At 70.4% G+C, this 14,568-nt stretch carries 21 protein-coding genes; 7 read left to right on the forward strand and 14 right to left on the reverse strand.

Translation table 11 applies throughout. The features are described 5' to 3' along the window. The 5 genes from ACLIBK_RS14040 to ACLIBK_RS14060 all read right to left on the reverse strand — a co-directional run. Nucleotides 1-150, reverse strand: a 150-nt coding sequence (locus ACLIBK_RS14040) for a transposase (RefSeq protein WP_415388026.1), incomplete at its 3' end; no start/stop codon positions are given. A gap of 21 nt (nt 151-171) precedes the next feature. Continuing rightward, nucleotides 172-1,443 (reverse strand): chromate efflux transporter, encoded by a 1,272-nt coding sequence (gene chrA / locus ACLIBK_RS14045; protein WP_415387897.1) that lies wholly within the window; start codon nt 1,441-1,443, stop codon nt 172-174. A gap of 34 nt (nt 1,444-1,477) precedes the next feature. After that, nucleotides 1,478-2,224: a TetR/AcrR family transcriptional regulator gene (locus tag ACLIBK_RS14050; RefSeq protein WP_415387898.1), complete on the reverse strand. Its 747-nt coding sequence runs from the start codon at nt 2,222-2,224 to the stop codon at nt 1,478-1,480. A gap of 390 nt (nt 2,225-2,614) precedes the next feature. Beyond that, nucleotides 2,615-3,604 (reverse strand): ABC transporter permease, encoded by a 990-nt coding sequence (locus ACLIBK_RS14055; protein ID WP_415387899.1) that lies wholly within the window; start codon nt 3,602-3,604, stop codon nt 2,615-2,617. Next, nucleotides 3,594-4,463, reverse strand: coding sequence for an ABC transporter ATP-binding protein (locus tag ACLIBK_RS14060; protein ID WP_415387900.1), 870 nt, complete (start codon nt 4,461-4,463; stop codon nt 3,594-3,596). Before ACLIBK_RS14060 ends, ACLIBK_RS14055 begins: the two co-directional genes overlap by 11 nt. Before the next feature lie 213 nt (nt 4,464-4,676). Here ACLIBK_RS14060 and ACLIBK_RS14065 point away from each other — a divergent pair, with 213 nt between their 5' ends. Next, nucleotides 4,677-5,090, forward strand: coding sequence for a rhodanese-like domain-containing protein (locus tag ACLIBK_RS14065; protein WP_415387901.1), 414 nt, complete (start codon nt 4,677-4,679; stop codon nt 5,088-5,090). Between the two features lie 171 nt (nt 5,091-5,261). Here ACLIBK_RS14065 and ACLIBK_RS14070 read toward each other — a convergent pair whose 3' ends face one another. Both ACLIBK_RS14070 and ACLIBK_RS14075 read right to left on the reverse strand, forming a co-directional pair. Then, nucleotides 5,262-6,140 carry a fumarylacetoacetate hydrolase family protein gene (locus ACLIBK_RS14070; protein WP_415387902.1) on the reverse strand — a complete coding sequence of 293 codons (879 nt, stop codon included), beginning with the start codon at nt 6,138-6,140 and terminating at the stop codon, nt 5,262-5,264. An 8-nt stretch (nt 6,141-6,148) separates the two neighbouring features. Beyond that, nucleotides 6,149-7,153: a Bug family tripartite tricarboxylate transporter substrate binding protein gene (locus ACLIBK_RS14075; protein ID WP_415387903.1), complete on the reverse strand. Its 1,005-nt coding sequence runs from the start codon at nt 7,151-7,153 to the stop codon at nt 6,149-6,151. Nucleotides 7,154-7,283: 130 nt separating this feature from the next. Between ACLIBK_RS14075 and ACLIBK_RS14080 the strand changes: the two genes are divergently transcribed. From ACLIBK_RS14080 to ACLIBK_RS14100, 5 genes are all read left to right on the forward strand, one after another. Further along, nucleotides 7,284-7,478 carry a hypothetical protein gene (locus ACLIBK_RS14080; RefSeq protein ID WP_415387904.1) on the forward strand — a complete coding sequence of 65 codons (195 nt, stop codon included), beginning with the start codon at nt 7,284-7,286 and terminating at the stop codon, nt 7,476-7,478. A 291-nt stretch (nt 7,479-7,769) separates the two neighbouring features. Further along, nucleotides 7,770-7,967 (forward strand): type II toxin-antitoxin system HicA family toxin, encoded by a 198-nt coding sequence (locus tag ACLIBK_RS14085; RefSeq protein WP_415387905.1) that lies wholly within the window; start codon nt 7,770-7,772, stop codon nt 7,965-7,967. Nucleotides 7,968-7,969: 2 nt separating this feature from the next. Next, nucleotides 7,970-8,392, forward strand: a complete 423-nt coding sequence (locus ACLIBK_RS14090; protein WP_415387906.1) for a type II toxin-antitoxin system HicB family antitoxin — start codon at nt 7,970-7,972, stop codon at nt 8,390-8,392. 86 nt (nt 8,393-8,478) lie between these two features. Beyond that, a complete protein-coding gene (locus ACLIBK_RS14095; RefSeq protein WP_415387907.1) occupies nt 8,479-8,832 on the forward strand; it encodes a hypothetical protein in 354 nt (117 codons plus the stop codon). Nucleotides 8,833-8,835: 3 nt separating this feature from the next. Further along, entirely contained in the window at nt 8,836-9,183 is a 348-nt protein-coding gene (locus ACLIBK_RS14100) for a hypothetical protein (RefSeq protein WP_415387908.1), read from the forward strand. Here the strand turns inward: ACLIBK_RS14100 and ACLIBK_RS14105 are convergent. Next, complete coding sequence (locus tag ACLIBK_RS14105; RefSeq protein WP_415387909.1) at nt 9,180-9,476, reverse strand: hypothetical protein; 297 nt, start codon at nt 9,474-9,476, stop codon at nt 9,180-9,182. The two genes, ACLIBK_RS14100 and ACLIBK_RS14105, sit on opposite strands and share 4 nt — an antisense overlap. Before the next feature lie 355 nt (nt 9,477-9,831). Between ACLIBK_RS14105 and ACLIBK_RS14110 the strand changes: the two genes are divergently transcribed. Continuing rightward, nucleotides 9,832-10,104: a hypothetical protein gene (locus ACLIBK_RS14110; RefSeq protein WP_415387910.1), complete on the forward strand. Its 273-nt coding sequence runs from the start codon at nt 9,832-9,834 to the stop codon at nt 10,102-10,104. 104 nt (nt 10,105-10,208) lie between these two features. Here the strand turns inward: ACLIBK_RS14110 and ACLIBK_RS14115 are convergent, their stop codons facing one another. The 6 genes from ACLIBK_RS14115 to ACLIBK_RS14140 form a co-directional block, all read right to left on the reverse strand. Continuing rightward, complete coding sequence (locus ACLIBK_RS14115) at nt 10,209-10,763, reverse strand: glycoside hydrolase family 108 protein (RefSeq protein WP_415387911.1); 555 nt, start codon at nt 10,761-10,763, stop codon at nt 10,209-10,211. Beyond that, nucleotides 10,763-11,119, reverse strand: a complete 357-nt coding sequence (locus ACLIBK_RS14120) for a hypothetical protein (protein ID WP_415387912.1) — start codon at nt 11,117-11,119, stop codon at nt 10,763-10,765. The genes ACLIBK_RS14115 and ACLIBK_RS14120 overlap by 1 nt, the downstream gene beginning before the upstream one ends. A gap of 317 nt (nt 11,120-11,436) precedes the next feature. Next, a complete protein-coding gene (locus tag ACLIBK_RS14125; protein ID WP_415387913.1) occupies nt 11,437-11,868 on the reverse strand; it encodes a hypothetical protein in 432 nt (143 codons plus the stop codon). After that, nucleotides 11,861-12,445 (reverse strand): hypothetical protein, encoded by a 585-nt coding sequence (locus ACLIBK_RS14130; RefSeq protein WP_415387914.1) that lies wholly within the window; start codon nt 12,443-12,445, stop codon nt 11,861-11,863. The genes ACLIBK_RS14125 and ACLIBK_RS14130 overlap by 8 nt, the downstream gene beginning before the upstream one ends. A gap of 34 nt (nt 12,446-12,479) precedes the next feature. Beyond that, the gene (locus ACLIBK_RS14135; RefSeq protein WP_415387915.1) at nt 12,480-14,243 is read right to left on the reverse strand and encodes a family 16 glycosylhydrolase; all 1,764 of its coding nucleotides are present in this window, start codon (nt 14,241-14,243) and stop codon (nt 12,480-12,482) included. Further along, nucleotides 14,240-14,515, reverse strand: a complete 276-nt coding sequence (locus ACLIBK_RS14140) for a hypothetical protein (protein WP_415387916.1) — start codon at nt 14,513-14,515, stop codon at nt 14,240-14,242. Before ACLIBK_RS14140 ends, ACLIBK_RS14135 begins: the two co-directional genes overlap by 4 nt. Nucleotides 14,516-14,568 lie beyond the last annotated feature (53 nt).

Here is a 14,568-nt window from a genome sequence, read left to right on the forward strand (position 1 = left end):
GCCTGTCTTGACCACGTAGCGCAGCCCGTTGAACACCTCGCGCAGAGCGTGCCGCCGCTGCCCCGCCGCCTCGGGCAGCAGCACGAGGTAGGGTGCGACCAGACCCCATTCCTCATCGGATACCTCGGACGGATAAGCCTTGCGGGTCATCCCGCAAATCTGGACCTCCCCTCAGTCCACAACAGCCTCTAGGCCGAGGCCGAGGCCGGTGCCGGCCGCGGCGCCCAGCGCCACCACCAGCAGGGGCGGGGCTCGCCACAGAGTCAGCAGCAGGAAGCCCGCCAGGACCAGCACGAAATCGGTGGGGCGGAGCACGGCGCCGGTCCAGACGGGATCGTAGAGCGCGGCGCCGAGCAGGCCGACCACGGCGGCATTGGCGCCGCGCAGCGCGGCCCCGGCGGCGGGACGGCGGCGCAGCGCCGCCCAGAAGGGCAGGGCGCCCAGCACCAGCAGCAGCCCGGGCAGAAAGATCGCCAGGGTCGGCAGCACCGCGCCCAGCGCCCCGCCCGGCCCGGGGCGGAGCACGGCCCCCAGGAATGCGGCAAAGGTGAAGAGCGGGCCCGGCACCGCCTGAGCGGCACCGTAGCCGGCCAGAAAGGCATCCTCGGCCACCCAGCCGGGGGCAACCGCGGCGTCGCGCAGCAGCGGCAGCACGACGTGGCCGCCGCCGAACACCAGCGCGCCGGAGCGGTAGAAGGCCTCGAACACCGCGACGCCGCCGCCCAGGCCGTGCAGCAGCGGCAGCAGCCCCAGCAGCAGGGCGAAGAGCAGCAGGCAGGCGACGCCGACACGGCGCGACACCGGCACGGCCGGCAGCGGCGCGGCGGGTGGGGCGGCGCCGTCGCGCAGCAGCGCGAGGCCCAGCGCCGCACCCCCGGCGATGGCGGCGACCTGGCCGATCGCGGCGGGGGCAAAGGTGGCCAGGGCGGTGGCGCCCAGCGCGATCGCCGCGCGCGGCCGGTCCGGGCAGAGCGTGCGCGCCATGCCCCAGACGGCCTGCGCCACCACCGCCACCGCCACCAGTTTCAGCCCGTGCAGCAATCCGCTGCCCCAGGCGGAGGCGGACAGGGCGCCCGCGCCTTCGGCAAACAGCACCAGCAGGGCGGCGGAGGGCAGGGTGAAGCCGGCCCAGGCGGCGAGCGCCCCCCAGGGCCCGGCGCGCAGCAGGCCCAGGGCGAAGCCGGTCTGGCTGGAGGCCGGGCCGGGCAGGAACTGGCACAGCGCCACCAGCTCGGCATAGGCAGCCTCGTCCAGCCAGCGGCGGCGGTTCACGAACTCGGTGCGGAAATAACCGAGATGCGCGACCGGGCCGCCGAAGGCGGTAAGGCCGAGCTTGAGAAAGGCCAGCAGCACTTCGATCGGCGTGCCGGGCCAGACGGTGCCCGGCGCGGCGGAACCGTCCGTGCCAGGCCGGGCTGCGCCCGGGACGGAAGGACCGTTCATGCCGGGTCGACCGTGCCCGGCGCGGCAGGACCGCTCACGTCGCGCCGGGCGGCGGCGTGGCACGGCTCGGCGTGCTGGGTGGATCAGCCTCGCTGGCCTGCGATGTTCCGGCGGGGGAGGGGAGTTCGCCGGGCAGCGGGGCCAGGAAGCGCAGCACCGCCTCGACCGCCATGCGGCGCTGCGCCGCGGCGCGCCGCGGGTCATCCAGCTCGAAGCCGAACAGCACCCGCAGCGTGTGGTGGTTGGACACGCGGTGGAAGCAGGACCCGCTGATCAGCATGTGCAGGTCCAACGGGTCCACGCCGGGGCGGAAGGCGCCCTCGCGCACGCCGCGTTCCAGCAGGGCGCGGATGGTGGGGATCACGCTCTCGTTGCGGCGGGCCACGGCCGCGTTGCCGGCGATGGCCTGGCCGCCGTTGATGTTTTCCGCCACCACCAGCCGCACCAGCTCGGGATGGGCGGCGTGATGGTCGAAGGTGGCTTCCACCAGGCTGCGCATCGCGTCCGCCGCCGGCAGGGAATCCAGCTGCAGCGCCGCTTCCAGGTCGCGGATGCCGCCATAGGCCGCCTCGATCACCGCGGCGTAGAGCTGCTCCTTGCCGCCGAAATAGTAGTAGATCATCCGCTTGGTGGTGCGGGTGCGGGCGGCAATCTCGTCCACCCGGGCGCCGCGCAAGCCGTGCGCGGCGAATTCGGCGGTGGCCACGGCCAGGATGTCGCGGCGCGTCTCCTCGGGGTCGCGCGTGCGGCGCGGCTCCCGCTCTCCCGGGGCGTCCGGCACGAGTGGTCTCCGAAGCGGAATCGTCGGCCCAGGATAGACCGCAGCGCCCGGCGACGGCAGGGGCGCCGCTGCCGGGCCGGGAGGGTCATGTCGTGTGCGGGGTGCCTGGATGTTCAGGCCTGGGCCAAGGGGGCTCTGCCCCCTTGGAGCCCCCGCGAGGAGCTTAGGCTCCTCGACCTCATGAGTGCCTCCGGCGGGGGCGGGATGGCTGATGGCGGCCATGATGGACGACGTTCCCCAACCCGCCCCCGCCGGAGGCACTCAAAGTGGGGTCCGGGGAGTTCAAACTCCCCGGCGGGGTCCAGGGGCAGCGCCCCTGGCCAACGTCAGAACAGCAGGCACCAACCGCTCCGAATGGACCCGCGCCCCGCAGGCGGGGCGCGGTCCGGGTCAGCCGCCGGGGACCACCTGGGGGCCGTCCTGGCCGCGCATGGCCCAGCCGGTGGTGCGCTGCTCGATGGCCACGGCGATGGCGTACATGGCCACGCCCATGATGCCCGTGACGATCAGACCGGCGAAGACCAGCGGCACGTCGAAGCGGGAGGAGGCGAGGATCATCAGGTGACCGATGCCTTTGTTGGCCGCCACGGTTTCCGCCATGATCGAGCCCACGAAGGCCACGGTGATGGCGATCTTCAGCGAGGCGAAGAAGTAGGGCATCGCCCGCGGCAGCCCGACCTTGCGGATGATGTCGGAGGGGCGGGCGCCCAGCGCGCGCAGCACGTCGCGGAGCTCCGGCTCCACCGTGGCGATGCCGGTGGCGACGTTCACCACGATGGGAAAGAACGAGATCAGGAAGGCGGTGATCACCGCCGGCACGGTGCCGATGCCGAACCAGATCACCAGGATCGGCACGACGGCGACCTTGGGCACGGAGTTGAAGGCGATCAGCAGCGGATATAACCCGGCATAGAGCAGGGAGGAGGAGCCGATCGCCACGCCCAGCAGCAGGCCGAACACGATGGCGAAGGCGAAGCCCACCAGCGTGGTCATCAGCGTCTGCCAGGAATTCTCCAGCAGCGGCTGCCACCACCTCACCATGCTGGCCGCGACGTCCGAGGGCGGCGGCAGCACGAATTGCGGAATGGCGAAGCCGCGGCAAACCACCTCCCACAGCAGGAAGCTGCCCAGGATGATCAGCCAGGGCAGGGCGGTTTGCAGGCGGCGCCGGCGGCGGGCGGCGGCCACCATGGCCTCGACCCGGCTGGGAGCGGGGCTGGCAGCCGTGCTGGAGGAGGTGCCGGTGGACCGGGAGGCGCTGGCGCGGGCAGCCGCCAGCGAGGTGCCGCCCGGGGCAGGCGTCACGGCGCCGCCTGTGCTGTTGGGGGCGGCCGGGGGCAGGGTCAGCGTGGCAGTGCCGGGGGGGCCGTCATGCGGCATGGGAAGCTTCCACCAGGGGGGCGGCGCCGGGGGGGATGGCGGCCGGCGGGGCGGCGGGGTCCTCGCCGCGGCGGGCGGCGCTGATGTGCTCGCGCAGGTCGTGCACGAGGTCCTGGAAGGGCTTGGTGTACATGTCGTCCAGGGAGCGCGGGCGGCCGAAGGGCACGGTGCGCTCGGCGATGATGCGGCCGGGGCGGGCGCTCATCACCAGGACGCGGTCGGCCAGGAACACCGCCTCGCGCAGGTCGTGGGTCACCAGGATCACGGTGGGCTTCAGGGTCTCGCAGACGGTCTGCAACTCGCTCCAGAGGTCCTCGCGCGTGAAGACGTCCAGGGCGCCGAAGGGCTCGTCGAGCATCAGCAGCTGCGGGTCGTGGATCAGCGCCCGGCACAGCGAGGCGCGCTGCTGCATCCCGCCCGAAAGCTGCCAGGGCTGCTTGCCCTCGAAGCCGCTCAGACCGACGATGGACAGCAGGCGGCGGGCCTTCTCCTCATACATGGAGCGCTCGCCGCGCAGGCGGCGGCGGTGCGGCTCCACCACCTCCAGCGGCAGCATCACGTTGTCCAGGACCGAGCGCCAGGGCAGCAGGGTGGGGTTCTGGAAGGCCATCCCCGCGATGGAGAGCGGCCCCGCCACCTCCCGCCCCGCCACGATCACGGACCCGGCCGAGGCCGGCCACAAGCCGGTGACCAGCCGCATCAGCGTGGACTTGCCGCAGCCGGAGGGGCCGACCACGGCGACGAACTCGCCGCGGGCCACGTCCAGCGAGCAGTTCTTCAGCGCCAGCGTGCCTTCCACCCCGCCATAGCGCATGGCGACGTCGGCGATCTCGACGAAGGGTCTCTGGTTGCCGGTCATGTCGGGGGCGTCGGGGCCTGGTCGGGGCGCATCGGGGGGTCCTCCGGGGCCGGGAAACGCCGCATGCGCGCCCGGGCCGGGCGGGGGACAAGCAAGGGCCGCGCCACGGGGCGGGGGTGGTCCGGGATCACGGCACGGCGACCCGGCGGCACGCGGGATGGACGCGCTTCCCCCGCACGACCAGATTGCTTCGCAACAACACGAGGATGCCGCATGCCCGTCGAGGATGTTTCCCCACGCGACGCCTGGGAAGCGCTCCGCCAGGACCCGGACGCGCTGCTGGTGGATGTGCGCACCGATGCGGAATGGAATTTCGTCGGCCTGCCGGAACTGTCGGAGGCCGGCAAGCAGCCCGTGCTGATCCCCTGGCAGGTCTACCCCTCCATGCAGGTGAACGGCGCTTTCGCCGACCATCTGCGCAAGGCGGGGGCAACGCCGCTGAGCAAGCTGTACTTCCTGTGCCGTTCCGGCGCGCGGTCGCTGGCCGCGGCGCAGGCGGCCCAGGCGGCCGGCTTCCCGCATGCCTGGAACGTGGCGGATGGCTTCGAGGGACCGCCGGATGCCGAGGGGCATCGCGGCCAGGTAGCGGGCTGGAAGGCGGAGGGGCTGCCCTGGCGGCAGCGCTGAGGCGTTGGTTTAACAGGAAAAGCAGGCAAGCCGGGGGGTAGTATCCCCCCGGACCCCCTTCTATTTTCGGGAGTCTGCGGGTGTGCCCGTGGCCACCCGCGCCCTTAACTCCTGAGAAAAGGAGGGGGACCGGGGGAGTTCACTCCCCCGGCCTTCCCGGGTCACCGGCTCTCAGTTCACGCCGGGTGCCACGATACGCGTGGTGAGTTGCAGCAGCCCCTCGATCCCCGCGACGCAGGTATCACCGGGGCGGAGGTAAAGCTCCGCCGCGTTGGGGTGGGAGATGGCGGTGCCGCGCGGCGCGCCGGTGGCGATCACGTCCCCCGCTTCCAGCGGCATCCAGCGCGAGAAGTGGGCGATGATGTCGGCGATGCGGAAGATGTGCTCCGCCGTGCTGACGCGCAGGCGGCGCTCGCCGTTGACGTCGCAGGTGAGCCACAGGTCGTAGGGGTCCGGCACTTCCCAGATCGGCACCACGGCGGGACCCACGGGGCAGAAGCCCGGCATGTTCTTGGCGGTCCAGAAGCGCGTGCCGCTGATCACCTCCTGCTTCTGGATCTCGCGCGCGGTGAGGTCGTTCAGGATGGTGATGCCGCCCACGTGTGACAGGGCATCGGCGTGGCCGACGCGGTGGGCGCGGCGGGCGATCACGAAGGCCAGCTCGGGTTCGTAGTCCAGGGTGGTGATGCCCTCGGGGCGTTCCACCGCGGCATCCTCGCCCACCATCGTGGCGTGCAGCTTCACGAAGCCGGTGGGCTCCTGCGGGTCCTCGCGCAACATGTCCTGCTTCACGAGTTCCTCGCGGTGCACGCGGGAATTCTTGCCGACGCAGAAGATCTTGGGCGGGTGCAGCACCGGCGGCAGGATGCGCACGGCATCCCGCGGCAGTTCGGGGCCGGCGGCGGCGGCCAGGGCGCGCAGCTCGGCTTCCGGCAGGGCCAGGGCCGCCGTCATGTCGAGCGCGGTGTCCAGCGGCGCCACGGCGCCGTCGCGCAGCAGGCCCAGGCGCGGCGGGGCGCCGGCGGGGGCAAAGGTGACGAGCTTGAGCATGGGCGTCCTTATTCCATCGTGATGCCGCGGTCGCGGATCAGCCGCTGCCACTTGCCCACATCGGCGTCGATGTAGTCGGCAAAGGCGGTGGGGCTCAGCGGTTCCGGCACGGCGCCGAGGCTGGCCAGCCGTTCGCGGGTTTCGGGGGATTGCAGCCCCCGCGCGGCCACGGCCTGGATCGCCTCCACCACCGGGGCGGGGGTCCCGCGCGGCGCCAGCAGGCCGAACCAGCCCACCGCCGAATAGCCGGGCAGCCCGCCCTCCGCGACCGTGGGCACGCCGGGAAACAGGGGCGAGCGCGTTTCCGAGGTCAGGCCCAGCACGTGCAGCGAGCCGTCCGCCACCGCGCCGGCCACGGTGGGGGGCGGGGCGAACATCACGCCGATGCGCCCAGCGAGCAGGTCGTTCAGCGCCTGGCCGGTGCCGCGATAGGGGACGTGCAGCATCTCCACCCCCGCGGTGGAGCAGAACAGCTCCCCCACCAGGTGCGAGGCGGAGCCGGCGCCGGAGGAGCCGAAGCCGATGGTGCCGGGGTTGCGCTTGGCCGCATCCAGCAGCCCGCGCAGGTCGGTCACGCCCAGCGCCGGGCTGGCCACCACGAGATAGGCCGGGGCGGCGGCCAGGGTGACGGGGGCCAGCACCTCGCGCACCGCGAAGGGGCGGGTGGTGCCGGCGGTGGCCATCAGCGCGCCGGTGGAGGCCATCACCAGCGTGTGGCCGTCCGGGGCGGCGCGCTGCACCAGCTCCACCCCCAGCCGGCCGGCGGCGCCGGCGCGGTTGTCCACCACCACGGGCTGGTTCCAGGTTTCGCCCATGTGCTTGGCCAGCAGCCGCGCCAGCACGTCCGTGCCGCCGCCGGGGGCGAAGGGCACCACGATGCTGATAGGGCGGGACGGGAAGCCGTCCGCCGCGCGGGCAGGGCGGGCGGCGAAGGGCAGGGCGGCGGCGGGCAGGGCCGCGGCGAGCAGGGCGCGGCGGCGGACGGTGCGGGCGGGGGATGGTGGCGAGGGCATGGCGTGGAGGCTTCCCGGACAGGGCGCCGTGGCGGCGCCTCGTTGCCGGCGTTGATGCACCAGGGCGGGCCGGGGATCAAACCGGCCGGCGGGGCAGGGCGTTGTGACGGTTTCCCCGGAGTGCACCGGATTGCCCCAGCTTTCCCTGGCCGAGCCCACCGTCGCCGCCCCGCCCGGGCAGGAACTGCTGGTGGTCGTGCATGGGCGCCTTTGCCGCGCCTATGGCTGCCCGATCAGCTATTTCGGCGACCTCGACCCGCTGGACGAGCTGGTGTCCTCGCTGCTGTCGCACCGCACCCGCAACGCCGACAGCGCCCGCGCCTAATCGCGTCTGAAGCTAGAGAATTGTTTTTACATTGTATTCTCGCAGGGATGCTTGAAGATACCCGGGGATATACCCGGGATTTTTGGTGCTAGGGGCAGGCAGGCGTACCAACGCTTGGCGAGTGTACCACGCCCGCCGCGCCGTACCCGGTCTAAGTGACCCGGCGGATCAGCGCCTCGCGCACACCACTTCTTAGGTGCTGCGGAAACCCTGGAGTGCTCCAGGGATTTATACACACTAAATACGTATATCGTCTCGACGGTGCCGTGCGTAAGTGTGCATAAAATACGCATGAACGCTCGCGACACCCTGAAGATCCTGAAGGCCGATGGGTGGGTCGAGCATTCGCAGAAAGGCTCGTACCTGCACCTCAAGCACCCGACCCGAGCCGGCAAGGTCACCGTCCCTATGCACGGGGCGACGGACCTGAGCCCCGGCGTGTTGCGGTCGATCGAGCATCAGAGCGGCACGAAACTGAGGAGGACCTGACAATGGCCCTGCGCTACTACCCCGCCCTCTTCGAGGCCGCCGGCAATGGCTTCGGAGTGATCTTCCCCGACCTCCCCGGCTGCGTCAGCGCCGGCGGCGACATGCAGGACGCGGCTGTCCAGGCAGCCGAGGCGCTAGCCCTTCACGTCGAGGGCATGACGGCGGACGGCGACCCGCTGCCAGCCCCCTCGCGGCTGGACGATCCTCTGCCGGCTTGGCTGGCAGATGCCACCCTGGTGATTGCCGGCCGCGCGCTGGTGCCGGTTGAGCTGCCCGGGCGTGCGGTGCGAGCGAACATCACCATGGATGAGGGGCTGCTGTCCCGCCTGGATGCCGCAGCCCAGGCGGAGGGCAACACCCGCTCGGGCTTCATCGCCCAGGCGGTCCGGGAGGTCCTGCGCCGGCGTGTAGGCGAGGAAGCCTGACACCCTTCGCAACCACTGAGGCGTGGAACACAGTGCGAACATGGGGTATATTCCTACCGTTCTGAGCAACGTAGGAGAGACGGCCCATGGCCGCGAAGAAGGTTGCCGCACCGCGGCCGAGGGCTGGCCCGAAGCCCGGGCCGGCTGCGCTGGCGCGCATCGCTGAACTGGCGAGCAAGGGTGCCGCGCCTGAGCGGGTGCGGCGCACGGTGGAAGATATCGTAGCCGGCTGGCTGGCCGGCGAGGACGTGGACCGCGGCGAGGTCCGAGACCGGCTGGAAGAAGTCGCCGCGCAGCTGGCCGAGGGTGTCGAGGCCGCGGCCGAGGCGAATGACGAGATCGAGCCGGAGCAGAAGGCCGCGCTGGCCCATGCGGGCAAGGCGATGGCGGCCATGGTGGCGGCCCGGGACGCCTTCACCACGGCCCACGGGCGCCTGTAGCCCATGCCGGAGCCGCAGGAGCCAGCGGGCATCCGCCGAGGGAGCGAGGCGCTGGCGCGCCCCCTGGCCGAGTTCCGCGCCTACCACTTCTCGGTGGAGTGCCCGCCCGGCTCCTGCCCGTTCCGGCGGGTGCCGGTGGCGCCGATCCTAGACGCCCGGCCAGACCTCACCGTCGGGGCGGTGTTGGACCGGTTGCGCTGCCAGGCGTGCGGCTGCGAGCCCGAGATCGTGGGGCTGAGCGGCGAGGGCGACTGGCTGCCGCTACGCTGCGCGGTGCAGGTCCGGCCGAAGCGGGTTGAGCCGCCGCGGCGGCCGTTGCTGCGGGAGGTGCGGGGCGCTGCCGTGAGCTAGCTGCTCGCGATCAGCGAGCGCAGGCGTTCGTGCCCAGCGATGATCGGATTTCTATCTCGCCGCCGCTCTGCCGCATCGGTGCCCCTGGAGGTCTGGGCGGCTGCCGCGGCCTCAACCAGCAACCGCCACGCTTCGAGCAGGGAACCTCGGCTGCAGGCATCATGGAACGCATAAAGCGCCTTGTCGCTCATCCGCCGGGAATGGCGGATGCCGGCGCTGCTGGGCCCATGATTGCCGGCGGCACACTGAGGATGCGGCCGAAGACGTTTCCGCGCGACCGCAATGTCGATCACTGAACCCAATTCAACTCACTTCCGCACGATATGCGGCGCTGGAAATAGCACGTCCAGGAACTCCGGACATTCACAGGATTGTTCCTCTGCCCCACTGCTGGGGCTTTAGCTGTCCCTGGAACTGCTACACCGCGACCTCGGTCACCTTCCTGAACACCCTGTCGGCGGTGAGCACGTAGCCCTGGCCCACCAGGGCGCGCTGCAGCACCTGCCAGTGCTGTTGCTGGAGCGCAGTGCGCCCTGGGGAGAAACATGCCTGAAATGTGAGTGGCTGTGCGAACTTGTTAGCCGAACGCATCTAGTCAGTACACTGCGCATCGGTTTTGAGTAGGCGCTCGCGGCGCGAGGGCATCTGATGGTCTCGAAGGTGGATGCGGCCGGGTACCGAGCCCTTGCCGAAGTGGCGCGTAAAAGCGCTGCTGAATATGCAGCAGATCCAGACCTATGCTCAGCCTACGAGGCGCTGGCGGAGAGCTTCGAAAAGATCAGCCGCATCCGCCATCGGATCGAGCAGAGCATGCGCCAGCATCCTGAAATCTGGATCCGGCAACCAAGCGGGAACCATGCTGAGGCGGAGGCCTCGGATGGCGAACTCGCCTCGGCGCCTTCCAAGCCATCTGAAACTTAGCTCGCTGTTCGGCTACGCCCGCCATCCCGGGGCGGCGACCCGGGTCATGGCGTCTACGCCGCCGCGCCACGCCGGCCCGAGGTGCAGGTGCCGGTGCCGGTGCCCTAGTCGTCGGCGAAAGCCCGCCCCGAGAGCCAGCCCCAGGCGAAATCCTCCTGGGTCGGGTTGGCCTCGCAGATCTCCACGTAGCGCCCGGCCTGGAGCGCTCGCACGCCGCGGAGAAGCACTACCCGCGCTCGCGGGCCGCGCTTCTGGATCAGGCTGTTCAGCGCCGCCCGGGTCATGGCTCCGCATGCGCCGTCCACCGTCAGGTTGCCGTAGAAAACGCCCCGGCCGTTCAGCACGTTGAGCAGGCGCTGGAGCATCTTGCCGGCGGCGGCCTGGCCCATGTTGATGCCGATGTCCAACAGCGCCGCGCCGAGCGGGGCGTCGATCTCGGCGATGCGATCGAAGCTCGGCTGCGTCCAGTACCGGGCGCGGTAGATGTCGATCGCCGTGTTCCGCGGCATCCCGCGCATCGGACCCTGATAGCCGAAGGCGCGCGCCACGGCTTCGGTGATGCCCCACATGGTGGCACCGCCGCGATCGGAGGGGTGGTCCGAGAACCCGCCCTCCTTGCCGAGAACGGGCTCGATGTAGGCGAGAAAGGGGTCGGACATCAGCTGTCCCCCATCAGCCGGCCCGAAGCGCGGGTGCCCGCCGCTACAGTGACATTGTGCCCGACCTCAGCCGCGGCGGTGGTTGCCTGCCGCAGCCCGCTCCCCACCGGAGCCACGGAGGCCAGCTTGTCCACCACGGCATCGGCAGCCGCCGGGGCCACGGCTTCCGCCACCGCGGCGGTGTCCACTTTCTTCTCCGGCATCAGGGCGGAGACGAGGCCCAGCACCATCGTGCCAATCGCGGCCCATTGCGCCACGTCGCTGTCCGTGGCCTGCGAGCCCATCAGGCCCACCAGCACCCACACGAGCGAGCGCATCGTCCCGGGCTCCCTGGCCCGGTCCAGCAGGTACTTCATCGGTATCTCCTTGGGTTGCCGGATGCCGTCCGGCTGCGGTTGTCGATCAGGAAAGGCGGGTCGCGAGACGCAAACCGGCTTGGCTATCGCCGTCGAGACACAAGCCGCACCACCTTCCCCGTGCACCGCGGGGCCGGGTGGTGTAGGCTCTGCGGGCTGCGGCGGCGGGGATGGACCCGCTGGCGATGCACGAAAATCGGCGACAGTCCCGCTCCGTGAAAGCGCCGGGTGCCCTGAGCATCAGGGAGAGAGTTGAGCCGAGACAGCCGGTAACCAGCCCGGCCCGCAGCCCCTACCCCGCCGTCACGTCGGCGGGGCTATTCGGCGGGGACGGCTGGCGGCAGCAGCGTCAGCAGCGATGGTACCTTGGCCATCGGCTCGGGCGCGGGCAGCCCCTTGGCCCCTGCCTGTAACGCCATCCCCATGTAGACCGTCAAAGCGTTGTTGGCCGCGTGCCGCTGGTCACGGGCGAAGTCCTCCATGGCCTGGCCGGCAGCCATCCAGCGCTTGAGGTCGGCCTCGCATTGGTCGCAGCGTTCCTCGCACTCACGGACTTGCTTACGGGCAATCCCCAGTTCGTCCGATTGCGCCTCGATCAGCCGATCCATTCGTCCGTCGAGCCGCCCGTCCAGCCCGCCCCGCGCGTCGGTCTTGGTTTTCCACCTTGTTGCGGACCACGCGAGCAGGCCCGCCAGAAGCGGCCCCCAGGCGTAGCGCCACCATTCGAGACTGGATATCCACTCAGGCATTCCCCCGCACTCCCGACAGGCGGGACACGGAGAGCAGGTTGGCCGCGGCAAAGCCGGCGCAGGGCGCCAGAAGCAGGATCAGGCCCCAGGGGACGTTCTGGGCGAGGCTGATGGTGAAATTGACCCAGAAAAACGTGCCCAGCACCGCCATGGACCAGCGCAGATAGGTCCATTCTTGGATCAACGCGTAGCCCTTGAGGCTGCCGAGCTGAAGCGCAAAGCAGGTCCAGAACAGCCAGTTGCCGAAGTCCAGCGCGAGGCTAAGCCCGGCCAGCACCACGAAGGAGAGCGTGACCACGAGAGACGCGATGCCCTCGTACCGCTCACCCTCCCACCAGAGCTTTGCTGAACACCAGACGCCCGGCAACGAGAACAGGATCACCCACGCCTCCGGGCAGGGCATGTCCCGGAACCCGGCCAGCGAGACGCGGGTGTTCATGGCGTCGATCGACATCAGGGCCAGCACGCCCGTGGCGAAGGTCACCAGCCCCGCCAGCGCTTCCGTCAGGTAGCGGTCGCGCGCGAGGAACCCATGGAGAAAGGCCATGATGTTCCTCACGATCCGGGGGGTGCTCATGCGGCCGCCCTTCCTCGCGGCGGGTGGGTGGGCATCAGCTACCGCCCGCGCCGGCCGCGACGTTGTAGAGCCACGGGTTGGACAGCAGCATCCCCTTCGGCGTCTCGCCGGCGTAGCTCTCGTTGCCCTCCGCCAGGGCGAGGTTGATTTTCACGCCGAAGCCGGTCGTGGCCGCGTCGGTGGTGAACTTGAAACCGCAGCGCAGCTTGCCGCTGCCCAGGTCGGCGATGAACGGCACGCAGTTCGACCACGCACCAGTGGCCGCGGCGAAGCCAATGGTGCCCGTGGCGAGGTTGAACCAAGCAGTAGCCAGACTGCCGAAGCTGCTGTCGTAGATCGAGAGGTGCAGCCAACTGCGGCCCAGGCTCGGCACGGCCTCGACCCAGTGGTTGAAGGTCTTGACCCCCGCCGCGCGAGTGATGCCGCCACGGAACAGGTCGTGCTGCTGATTGAGCGTGGTCTCCATCACGGTGGTAGCGTTGGGGGCAGTCAGCGCCTCTTTGATCCAGCTCGCGTCAGCAAAGGACTGCTGGGTGATGTAGTTGGCCTGGATCGGCGCGCCCGTGATGACCTTGATGTTGAACTTCTTCTGCTGCGTGCGGCCGAGCGTGTCGGTCGCCTTCAGTGTCACCTCGTGATTATCCTTGGTGGTGGCGGGCACCACCTGGGACAGCACCAGGTTGCTCCCCGACACGGCAAACATCGCGTCGGGGTCGGCCACCTCCGTCACCACGTTGCCGCCGCTGAGGCCGGTGTTCTCGGTGGTGATGGCCGCGACCACGCCGCCGACCGCGAGATTGTCGAGGTAGGAGGTGGCGGACAGGCGCAGCCCCTTCGGGCCGGGCTTCTGGTAGACCCGCACGGACTGGACCAGCAGGTCCAGGATGTCGGGCGTCGTGCCGTCGGGGCGGGGCGCCCAGCCGGGGATGTTGGAGCCCACCTGCATGCTCAGCAGCAGGTAGTGCAGGGCATCCGTCTCGGGGAACGCCGTCACGTCTTTTGACGCAACCAGCGTGTCGTCGAGGTAGAACTTCACCGCGCTGTCGCTGAAGTCCACGGCAAACTTGTGGAAGCCCTGGGTCAGGTCCACGCCGGCATTCACCAGCGTGGGGCTCTGTGCGCGGTTGTTGGGATTTCCGGTGTGGACATTGGCCTGATAGGTCGTGACGGGGTGGGAGCCGCCGACATGCTCCATCAGGTCCAGCTCGGGCGGGTGGCGATCGTCGGTGGGGAAGGTCCAGATGGCGGGCCAGGAGCCCTTGCCGGACGGGTATCGCGCGATGACCTCGATGTAGGCGTGCCGCGTCGAGAGCCGATACTTCGTGTTCAGCGCCCCCGAGACGTAGGCATAGGACTGCCCGGTGGCGGGATCATTCGGGATCTCGCCCGCCTGGAAGCCGAGCATGGCGGTGCGCTGGGCGCGGATGCGCAGGTTGCCATCCACGATCGCGAAAGGGGTGTAACCGTTGGACCAGGGATACTCGGGGTCGGCCAGCCAGCAGGCCATGCCGGTGTTGGACATATCCGTGCCCTTGGCCAGGTTCGGCGTGCCGTCCGTGGTGTCCAGCCGCGGCTGCCAGATGCGCGACGGGTTCGCGGCGGCATTGGCGGCATAGCCTGCGACGGTCGGGCCGCCGGTCAGCAGCGCGAGGCCATCGCGGGCGGGAAGGTACTCGAACGCGAGCCTCACACCCGGCACGCCCGCGAGGGCGACGGGCAGGCTGGTTGCCTGCAGGGCGGCCGCTGCTGCATCGCGCGCGGTCTGATCGGCGCCGCCCTTCTTCTCCAGGACGCTCATGCCGACCACCCCACGCTGACGTTGCTGCCCGAGACGCAGAACACCCGCGCCCAGCAGCCCGTGATGGGGAAGACGCAAGGCTGGACTTCGCCGACCGTTACGGTCCCCTCATTGGAGATGTTGGTCTTGGTATCGTCGGCCTCGCCGAGGTCCGTGCTGGTTTCGACGCGCACCGAGCCGCTGCCGTAGGAATGCAGGAACACCCTGCCGCCGAGCCACTGCCAGGCGGATGCAGTCCCCGCCGCCACGGGCGTGGGGGTGAATTTGGCCATGCGGGCCTCCGTGTCGGGTTAGGACTGAATGGTCAGAGCGGGCCGGGCGCAGT

This window comes from Roseomonas sp. BN140053 (assembly GCF_047690175.1).
Taxonomy (GTDB): Bacteria; Pseudomonadota; Alphaproteobacteria; order Acetobacterales; family Acetobacteraceae; genus Roseomonas.

Excerpts from the sequence above, each read along its gene's own strand:
- ACLIBK_RS14085 (WP_415387905.1), top strand. The coding sequence starts at position 7,770 with ATGAACGCTCGCGACACCCTGAAGATCCTGAAGGCCGATGGGTGGGTC.
- ACLIBK_RS14125 (WP_415387913.1), bottom strand. The coding sequence starts at position 11,868 with ATGCCTGAGTGGATATCCAGTCTCGAATGGTGGCGCTACGCCTGGGGG.
- ACLIBK_RS14090 (WP_415387906.1), top strand. The coding sequence starts at position 7,970 with ATGGCCCTGCGCTACTACCCCGCCCTCTTCGAGGCCGCCGGCAATGGC.
- chrA (WP_415387897.1), bottom strand. The coding sequence starts at position 1,443 with ATGAACGGTCCTTCCGTCCCGGGCGCAGCCCGGCCTGGCACGGACGGT.
- ACLIBK_RS14140 (WP_415387916.1), bottom strand. The coding sequence starts at position 14,515 with ATGGCCAAATTCACCCCCACGCCCGTGGCGGCGGGGACTGCATCCGCC.
- ACLIBK_RS14095 (WP_415387907.1), top strand. The coding sequence starts at position 8,479 with ATGGCCGCGAAGAAGGTTGCCGCACCGCGGCCGAGGGCTGGCCCGAAG.
- ACLIBK_RS14065 (WP_415387901.1), top strand. The coding sequence starts at position 4,677 with ATGCCCGTCGAGGATGTTTCCCCACGCGACGCCTGGGAAGCGCTCCGC.
- ACLIBK_RS14055 (WP_415387899.1), bottom strand. The coding sequence starts at position 3,604 with ATGCCGCATGACGGCCCCCCCGGCACTGCCACGCTGACCCTGCCCCCG.
- ACLIBK_RS14135 (WP_415387915.1), bottom strand. The coding sequence starts at position 14,243 with ATGAGCGTCCTGGAGAAGAAGGGCGGCGCCGATCAGACCGCGCGCGAT.
- ACLIBK_RS14100 (WP_415387908.1), top strand. The coding sequence starts at position 8,836 with ATGCCGGAGCCGCAGGAGCCAGCGGGCATCCGCCGAGGGAGCGAGGCG.
- ACLIBK_RS14130 (WP_415387914.1), bottom strand. The coding sequence starts at position 12,445 with ATGAGCACCCCCCGGATCGTGAGGAACATCATGGCCTTTCTCCATGGG.
- ACLIBK_RS14075 (WP_415387903.1), bottom strand. The coding sequence starts at position 7,153 with ATGCCCTCGCCACCATCCCCCGCCCGCACCGTCCGCCGCCGCGCCCTG.
- ACLIBK_RS14120 (WP_415387912.1), bottom strand. The coding sequence starts at position 11,119 with ATGAAGTACCTGCTGGACCGGGCCAGGGAGCCCGGGACGATGCGCTCG.
- ACLIBK_RS14110 (WP_415387910.1), top strand. The coding sequence starts at position 9,832 with ATGGTCTCGAAGGTGGATGCGGCCGGGTACCGAGCCCTTGCCGAAGTG.
- ACLIBK_RS14070 (WP_415387902.1), bottom strand. The coding sequence starts at position 6,140 with ATGCTCAAGCTCGTCACCTTTGCCCCCGCCGGCGCCCCGCCGCGCCTG.
- ACLIBK_RS14060 (WP_415387900.1), bottom strand. The coding sequence starts at position 4,463 with ATGACCGGCAACCAGAGACCCTTCGTCGAGATCGCCGACGTCGCCATG.
- ACLIBK_RS14115 (WP_415387911.1), bottom strand. The coding sequence starts at position 10,763 with ATGTCCGACCCCTTTCTCGCCTACATCGAGCCCGTTCTCGGCAAGGAG.